The organism is Burkholderia sp. ABCPW 111, from assembly GCF_000773065.1.
Taxonomy (GTDB): Bacteria; Pseudomonadota; Gammaproteobacteria; order Burkholderiales; family Burkholderiaceae; genus Burkholderia; species Burkholderia savannae.
Genome location: NZ_JPWT01000017.1, coordinates 1 through 4887, shown reverse-complemented (window position 1 = coordinate 4887; position 4887 = coordinate 1). Strand labels below are relative to the sequence as shown.

3 protein-coding genes and 1 tRNA gene are annotated in these 4887 nt (G+C 65.1%); 3 read left to right on the top strand and 1 reads right to left on the bottom strand.

Going from position 1 to position 4887, the window contains the following annotated elements; all coding sequences use genetic code 11:
* Positions 1 to 558: 558 nt before the first annotated feature.
* Positions 559 to 1770: an outer membrane protein assembly factor BamC gene (bamC, locus tag X946_RS04510; protein ID WP_038744503.1), complete on the bottom strand. Its 1212-nt coding sequence runs from the start codon at positions 1768 to 1770 to the stop codon at positions 559 to 561.
* 311 nt (positions 1771 to 2081) lie between these two features.
* Between bamC and X946_RS04505 the strand changes: the two genes are divergently transcribed.
* The 3 genes from X946_RS04505 to X946_RS04495 all read left to right on the top strand — a co-directional run bounded on the left by X946_RS04505 (position 2082) and on the right by X946_RS04495 (position 4035).
* On the top strand, positions 2082 to 2579 hold the full coding sequence (locus X946_RS04505; RefSeq protein WP_038744502.1) for a DUF2844 domain-containing protein: 498 nt from the start codon (positions 2082 to 2084) through the stop codon (positions 2577 to 2579).
* 10 nt (positions 2580 to 2589) lie between these two features.
* Complete coding sequence (locus X946_RS04500) at positions 2590 to 3774, top strand: DUF3443 domain-containing protein (protein ID WP_038744500.1); 1185 nt, start codon at positions 2590 to 2592, stop codon at positions 3772 to 3774.
* A gap of 184 nt (positions 3775 to 3958) precedes the next feature.
* Positions 3959 to 4035, top strand: a tRNA-Pro gene (locus tag X946_RS04495).
* Positions 4036 to 4887: the final 852 nt, after the last annotated feature.

Sequence of the window (4887 nt, the reverse complement as noted above, 5' to 3'; positions counted from 1 at the left end):
CGATCGAGCAATTGCTTCCTCCGACATCCTTAAAATGAGGTGTCAGATTATGCAATCGCTCGAAAACCCTCCACGGTTTCCTGCGATGAACCAAAAAATAGCCCGCGCTTCACGAGAAGCGCGGGCAAAACCGTCGCCCTACGAGGATAGGCGACGGGGCCACCGAGACCCGCGCGAACGCACGGGTCGTCGTCCAGTACGGCAGCTTCGCCGGCAACGGCGACTGCCTGAAACGTCGACATCCACACTAGGCGGGAGGCACGCATAGCCGAGCCAGGCTGTTTTCTTGGCGCCCTCCCTGATTGCTTGGTTGACGATAGATAGAGCAGCTTCCGTGCCAACTGAAGGCCACCCATCAAACGATTGATTTTTAACGATTAATCCTCAAACGCCAGACAGAAATGTGCATTCATTCCATTCGTTACGGGGTGACGTTACGTAACGCGACGAATGCATGACAAGCGCTCGAGTCCGCATCGACGGCCGGCCGCGGGCACAAAAAAGCCCGCCGAAAGGCGGGCTTGGCGGGTTCGGCGGCGAACGCCGCGCGCCTCGACGTCAGCGCAGCTGATTGACGAGCAGCGACATGATTTGCCGCGCGGGCGCCGATGCGTCGACACCGCCCTTCTCGTCCACGATCGCCACGCGCGTCTGGCCCTCGGTGATCGCCTTCACGTTGACGAGGTACTGCTTCGCCTTCTTCTCCTTCTTGCCGTGGAACAGCTGGCTCCAGAAGCCCTGCTCCTCGACGCTCAGATCCTTCGGATCGACGTAGCGCACGTAATAAAGGCCCTTCGTGCGATCGCGATCGTCGACCGTGAAATTCGCGCGATCGAGCGCGAGGCCGACGTGCAGCCACGAGCGATCGTACGGCTCCGCGAGCGTCACTTCGGGCGGCACGTCGGGCAGCGCGCTCGCATCGCCCGGACCGCGCGATGCGGATGCGCTCGCGACGTTCTGCGCGGCGATCGCCGCCGCGGCATCCTTGCTCTTGCCGCTCGACGCCTTCGCGCTTTTCGACGGCGCCGCATCGTCGGTGATCGGCACGCCGCCCGCCTTCACACGCGCATCGTTCTGCGCGAGCACAGCCATCAGGCGCTTCAGGTATTCGGTTTCAAGGCCCGGATCGTTCGCCTTCGGCTCCCACTTGCTCGAGTCGTTGTTCGCGCCCGTCAGCGCCTCGCGCATCCCCTTCTGGCTGATGAAGACGTACGTGCCGCCGTTCGGCGCCGCGTCGAGGCGCGTGCGGTACTTGTTGCGCTCCGCCGTGACGTACGAGTTGCCCATCGCTTTCGAGATCACGCCCCGAATCAGGCCGTCGTTGATCTGCGGATGCGTTTCGTTCCAGTCGGTTTCCATCACGCCTTTGTCGCGCTGCTCGACGACGAGCAGGAAGCCCTGCTCCTGCCAGAAGCGGCGCACCTGGGGCCAGATTTGCGCCGGCGCCTTGTCGTCGATCACGAGCCAGCTTTCGCTGCCGTCGCGCTGGATGCGCATGCCGGGGACGACGGGCGCGACCGCGTCGGTGGGCGGCGCGACCTGCTGCACCTGCTGCAGGCTGGAAAGCGACGTCGCGCCGCCCTGCGGCGGCAACGACCGCTGATCCGGCGTCTCGTCGAGCATGTTGGGCGGCACCGCGAGCGACACCTCCTTCGATTTCGAATCGCTCTTGTAGTCGATTTTCGTAGGCGACGGCGTACTGCAGCCGGCAACGAACACGCCGGTTGCAAGCAGTGCTGCGAACCGCTTGGTAAGACGAAGATCAGTCATGTTCAGGGAATCCTTCCACTAGGTCACGGCGACTTTTCCGTGAGTCAACTTTCTATTTTACCGGTCCGGCGGCGGACCGTGCAAAAAGCGCGCGGTCTCATTTGTGCGCTTTCGTATGCGCCCATCGCGTCGCTCGCTCGCGCATGGCCCGTCCCGCGTGCGCGACGGCGAAGCGGCGCATGGCGACTCGCATTGCCGCCTAGGGATAACGAGCATCCGGCACCCGAAATTTCGGCCTCAGCGCGCGCCGGGACTCACTATCATTGATTGGACAGTGACCCCAGCCGTATTCACCTGCGGAGGGCAGTCGCATGAACAACAAGCAGTCACCTTCTCCGACGCGGCGCGGCCCGGCGCATGCCCTTCTCGTGGTCGCAGTCGCCGCCGCCGTCGCGCTCGCCCCCGTCGCCGCGCACTCGCAACTCGGCGGCATCGCCCCGAACCCGTCGGCGCGCATGTTCGCGCAAGGGGCGACCGCGCTCTTCGACGGCGCCGTCACGATGCGCAGCTACGTCGACACGGGCGGCACGACGATTCGCGAGTACGCGACGCGCACGGGACAGATTTTCGCGTACACGTGGGACGGGCCGACATCGCCGAACCTGCGGCAGCTGCTCGGCGAGCGCTTCGCGATCTACCAAGGCCACGCCGTCGCGACCGATCCGCGCGTCCGCGCGGGACTCCATGCGGGACGCGTCGCGCAAGCCGACTTCGTCGTCGAAGCCGGCGGCCGCATGCGTGCGTACGTCGGCCGTGCGTGGCTGCCCGGCGTGGTGCCGGCCGGCGTGTCGATCGACGCTCTGCGGTGAGGAGACGGCCATGACCCTCAAGATCGCGTGGTGCGTCGCCGCGCTCGCCGCGATGCTCGCCGCATGCGGTGGCGGCGGCGGTGGCGGCTCGGCGACGCCGAACTCGAACGGCAACGGCAACGGCGTCGCGCCGTCCAGCGCGGCGAACGTGCAGCCCGTCACGGTGTCGGCGGGCGTGACAGGTGCGGCGAACATGCTGATGACGAGCGTCACCGTGTGCGTGCCGAACACGAATGACTGTCAGACGATCGACAACGTGCAGATCGACACCGGCTCGGAGGGCTTGCGCATCCTCGCGGCCGCGCTGCCGCCGAGCGTCGCGCTGCCGATCGCGGCGGCCGCGAACGCGCCGATCACGGGCTTCACGTGGGGCGCCGTGCGCCGCGCCGACGTGAAGATCGCAGGCGAAGTCGCGGCGAACATCCCGATCCAGGTGATCGCCGACCCGAGCACGCCGAACACGCCAGCCGATTGCACGCAAAGCGCCGGGCCGATGCAAACACAAGGCACGCTGCGCGCGAACGGGATTCTCGGCATCGGTCTTTTCACCACGGACTGCGGCCCCGCGTGCGCCAACAGCGCGTTGTCCGGCTGGTATTACGCATGCGCGACGGATGGCTCATGCACGAGCACGTCGCAGCCGATTGCGCAACAGGTCGCGAATCCGGTCGGCGCGTTCGCGAGCGACAACAACGGCGCGGCGATCGTGCTGCCCGCGATCCCGGCAACAGGCTCGGCGACGGTCAACGGCTCGCTCGTCTTCGGCATCGGCACGCAGACGAACAACGGACTCGGCTCGACGACGACGCTCGCGACGATCTCCTCGGGCGCCTACGTGACGAGCGTGCTCAACGGCAACACGAACATGCGCACGTTCTTCGACAGCGGCTCGAACGGGATCTTCTTCGCGGATGCCTCGCTGCCGCAATGCGGATCGTGGTTTTGCCCCGGCAGCACGCAGACGTTCGGCATCACGCTCACGAGCGGCAACGGCACGCCGGCCAAAGCGACGACGTTCCAGGTCGCAAGCTCGCAAGTGCTGTTCTCCACGTTCAACTTCGCGTTCGACGATCTCGCGGGCCCGATCGGCAACGTCGTCGATCTGGGGCTGCCGTTCTTCTATGGACGCAGCGTCTATACCGCGATCGAAGGGAGAGCAACGCCCGCGGGACCCGGGCCGTACTATGCGTTCTGAAGGAACGCGCGGAAGATGCGATCGTGCGGCGCGCGGCGCGAAACGCATCGACGCATTGATTCGCGTGCCGATGCGATTGATCCGCAACGGCGTCGCGCGCGAATAGGCATCGTGCCGGCGTCGAACAGAATTTGCATCCGAGCAGTTCTATTTGAGAAAAGTGTCTGTTATACTTTCACGCTTTCGGGGCGTAGCGCAGCCTGGTAGCGTACCTGCATGGGGTGCAGGTGGTCGGAGGTTCAAATCCTCTCGCCCCGACCAAGATCAAACCCGCGTCAGCCATGGCTGACGCGGGTTTTTTTGCGGCGATGTTCTAGCGATCCGCGCGCGATCTTGAGCACAATCGCCCATGTCGAGGACACGCGAACACGATCCCGATGCAGCGCTACGATGCACTGCCAAACACAACAAACAGGAACAGCAAATTCATGAAACTGGCCATTCTCATTGTCATGTTGGCGGCACTTGCAGGATGCATCGGCGTGAGCATTCAACCGACGGCGGACGGCGGCTATAAAGTCGGCCCCGCCGCAACAGGTGGCTTCTGACGTACCAGGCAACAGCCCCACCGCTGCCGATCGATGCGCGCGACGCGCCGCCCGTTCCGAGACGCGCACGACTCGGAAACGGACGACTCGTCGCAGGACGTCCCGCGATCCATCGTCCGCATCGCGCGCTTCGCAACGCCAGAATTCGGGCAATAGCCCCCGCGAACTCGACCGCCCCGACGCATGGAAGCAAGCTCGAAGGGCGCGCCAGACATTGCAATGCGCAGCGCGAGTGTGGTCACGCGTCCATGCGTCACCAGCCTCGTCGGCAAAAACAAGCGTCTCGCCGCATCACATGCTGCTCCAGCGTTCACGCCGACGCTCACACCCGCTTCATCCCCGCACCGACAGCCTGCCGAAGACGCGCTCGTCAAGCCGTTTGCGCGCGAGCGACATCGGCCTCCCAACTTCCCGGCGACGCAGCACTTCTTCGGCCGACGGGCGCGCGCCGCATGGGGGATCGCATCGCCCCCGTTACTATCTTCACGCCCCGATAATCGGGGTTTTGGCCAGCCAGGCCCGGTATGATTCCCGCCCCCAGTCGCAGTCATGATCCGGGGGGTGT